Source organism: Ideonella azotifigens, assembly GCF_006519715.1.
In the GTDB taxonomy this organism is placed as follows: domain Bacteria; phylum Pseudomonadota; class Gammaproteobacteria; order Burkholderiales; family Burkholderiaceae_C; genus Ideonella; species Ideonella azotifigens.
In genome coordinates this window covers 1-2354 of sequence record NZ_VIDT01000774.1, presented here as the reverse complement: position 1 = coordinate 2354, position 2354 = coordinate 1, and the positions used below count along the sequence as shown (strand labels likewise).

The window sequence follows — 2354 nt, the reverse complement described above, 5'->3', positions numbered from 1 at the left end:
ACGGTCACCGGTGATCAGGCGGCCCTGGGCGTCCAGCACCTGGAAATACACCCGGTCGACTTCGTCGCTGCGCAGCAGCACCGCGGCCGATTCCGGCAGCCGCACCGGCAGGCCAGGATTGGCCGCCAGCTCCACCGCCATCTGGCGCGAGACCATGTGGGCCAGCTGGCCCAGGTCGCGGTCGTAAGGCCGGGCCGCGATGTTCTGCGCCACCAGCCAGGTCAGCGCCACGCTCATCGGCCACAGCAGCAGCAGCGGCGCCAGCATCCAGTCGAGGATCTCACCAAACAACGAGCGTTGTTCGCGTGGCGTGCTGCTGTCGGCCGAAGGCGCAGGGCGGGCGGAGGGCAACAGCCGCATGGGCCTCTAGGCGGCGATTTTTTCGAGGCAGTAGCCCAGGCCCCGCACCGTGGCGATGCGGATCTGGCCCTGCTCGATCTTCTTGCGCAAGCGGTGGATGTAGACCTCGATCGCGTTGTTGCTGACCTCTTCGCCCCATTCGCACAGCCGGGCCACCAGCTGGTCCTTGCTGACCAGCCGACCGGCGCGCTGCAGCAGCACTTCCAGCAGGCTGATCTCGCGCGCCGACAGATCGATCATCTGGTCATTGATGTAGGCCACGCGGCCGGTGGCGTCGAAGGTCAGCGGGCCGTGCTTGATGACGCTGGAGGCCGTGCCCAGGCCGCGCCGGGTCAGCGCGCGTACCCGCGCTTCGAGCTCCTGCAGCGAAAACGGCTTGGCCATAAAGTCATCGGCCCCCAGGTCCAGGCCCTTGACACGCTGCTCGACCGAATCGGCCGCAGTGAGGATCAGCACCGGCGTGGAGGTGCCGCGGGCGCGCAGCTTGCGCAGCACTTCCAGGCCATGCAGCTTGGGCAGGCCCAGGTCCAGGATCACCAGGTCGAATTCGTGGGCCGCCAGGGCAGCGTCGGCCTCGCTGCCGTTGCCGACCTGGTCCACCGCATAACCGGCGCCGCGCAGCGAGCGCAGCAAGCCATCGGCCAGGACCTGGTCGTCTTCGGCTATCAGGATGCGCATTGCCTTGTCTCCTCGCAGCCTGCTGGCCGACTCGTTTGATTCTAGGTGGCGAGGTTCACAGTGCCGCCCACGCGACATGATGCAATCTCGCAAATCGTGGCGCCAAGATACTGTACGAATATCCAGCTTCTGCCATAATCGCGGCCATCACCAGGAGAGACTTGCATGAATGCCCCCGCCCCCGCCAATACGCTGAACCCCGAAAAGTCCAAGGCCCTGCAAGCGGCCCTCTCGCAAATCGAGAAGCAGTTTGGCAAGGGTTCGATCATGCGCCTGGGCGATGGCGAAAAGATCGAGGACATCCAGGTCGTCTCCACCGGCTCGCTGGGCCTGGACGTGGCGCTGGGCGTCGGCGGCCTGCCGCGCGGCCGCGTGGTCGAGATCTACGGCCCTGAGTCCTCGGGCAAGACCACGCTGACGCTGCAGGTCGTGGCCGAAATGCAGAAGCTCGGCGGCGTGGCCGCCTTCATCGACGCCGAACACGCGCTGGACATCCAGTACGCGCAAAAGCTCGGCGTGAACCTGCAGGAACTGCTGATCAGCCAGCCCGACACCGGCGAGCAGGCGCTTGAGATCGTCGATTCGCTGTGCCGCTCCGGCGCGGTCGACCTGATCATCGTCGACTCGGTCGCCGCACTGACGCCCAAGGCCGAACTCGAAGGCGAAATGGGCGACTCCTTGCCCGGCCTGCAGGCCCGGCTGATGAGCCAGGCGCTGCGCAAGCTGACCGCGACGATCAAGAAGTCCAACTGCATGGTGATCTTCATCAACCAGATCCGCATGAAGATCGGCGTGATGTTCGGCAGCCCGGAAACCACCACCGGTGGCAATGCGCTGAAGTTCTACGCCTCGGTGCGACTGGACATCCGCCGCATCGGCTCGATCAAGAAGGGCGAAGAGGTCATCGGCAACGAGACCCGCGTCAAGGTCGTCAAGAACAAGGTCGCTCCGCCGTTCAAGGAAGCCGAGTTCGACATTCTTTACGGCGAAGGCACCAGCCGCGAAGGCGAGATCATCGACCTGGGCGTGCAGGCCAAGATCGTCGACAAGTCCGGTGCCTGGTATTCGTACAACGGCGAGAAGATCGGCCAGGGCAAGGACAACTCGCGCGAATTCCTGCGTGAAAACGCCGACCTGGCGCGCGAGATCGAAAACAAGGTGCGCGCTGCACTGGGCGTGCCGCTGCTGAACGCGGCGGCGGGCACTGCGGCAGCATGAACCGCGGCCAGCAGCCGGCTTGAGCCGCCGCTGGCACTTGGCGGTGGCGCCAGCCATCGCCCAGGCGTCATCTCCTGGCGCCTTCTGCCCGTCCCGCC

3 protein-coding genes are annotated in these 2354 nt (G+C 65.7%); 1 reads left to right on the top strand and 2 read right to left on the bottom strand.

Annotated elements, in window-relative coordinates:
• Together FKP22_RS27490 and FKP22_RS27485 are read right to left on the bottom strand one after the other, a co-directional pair.
• A partial coding sequence (locus FKP22_RS27490) for a sensor histidine kinase N-terminal domain-containing protein (protein ID WP_170201125.1) occupies window positions 1-360 on the bottom strand: 360 nt, incomplete at its 3' end.
• Between the two features lie 6 nt (window positions 361-366).
• Window positions 367-1038, bottom strand: a complete 672-nt coding sequence (locus tag FKP22_RS27485) for a response regulator (RefSeq protein WP_141291149.1) — start codon at window positions 1036-1038, stop codon at window positions 367-369.
• 165 nt (window positions 1039-1203) lie between these two features.
• Between FKP22_RS27485 and recA the strand changes: the two genes are divergently transcribed.
• Complete coding sequence (gene recA / locus FKP22_RS27480) at window positions 1204-2256, top strand: recombinase RecA (protein WP_141291147.1); 1053 nt, start codon at window positions 1204-1206, stop codon at window positions 2254-2256.
• The last annotated feature ends 98 nt before the right edge of the window (window positions 2257-2354 follow it).

Bases quoted from the DNA above. Each gene is read 5' to 3' on its own strand.
- recA (WP_141291147.1), top strand. From the start codon at position 1,204: ATGAATGCCCCCGCCCCCGCCAATACGCTGAACCCCGAAAAGTCCAAG.
- FKP22_RS27485 (WP_141291149.1), bottom strand. From the start codon at position 1,038: ATGCGCATCCTGATAGCCGAAGACGACCAGGTCCTGGCCGATGGCTTG.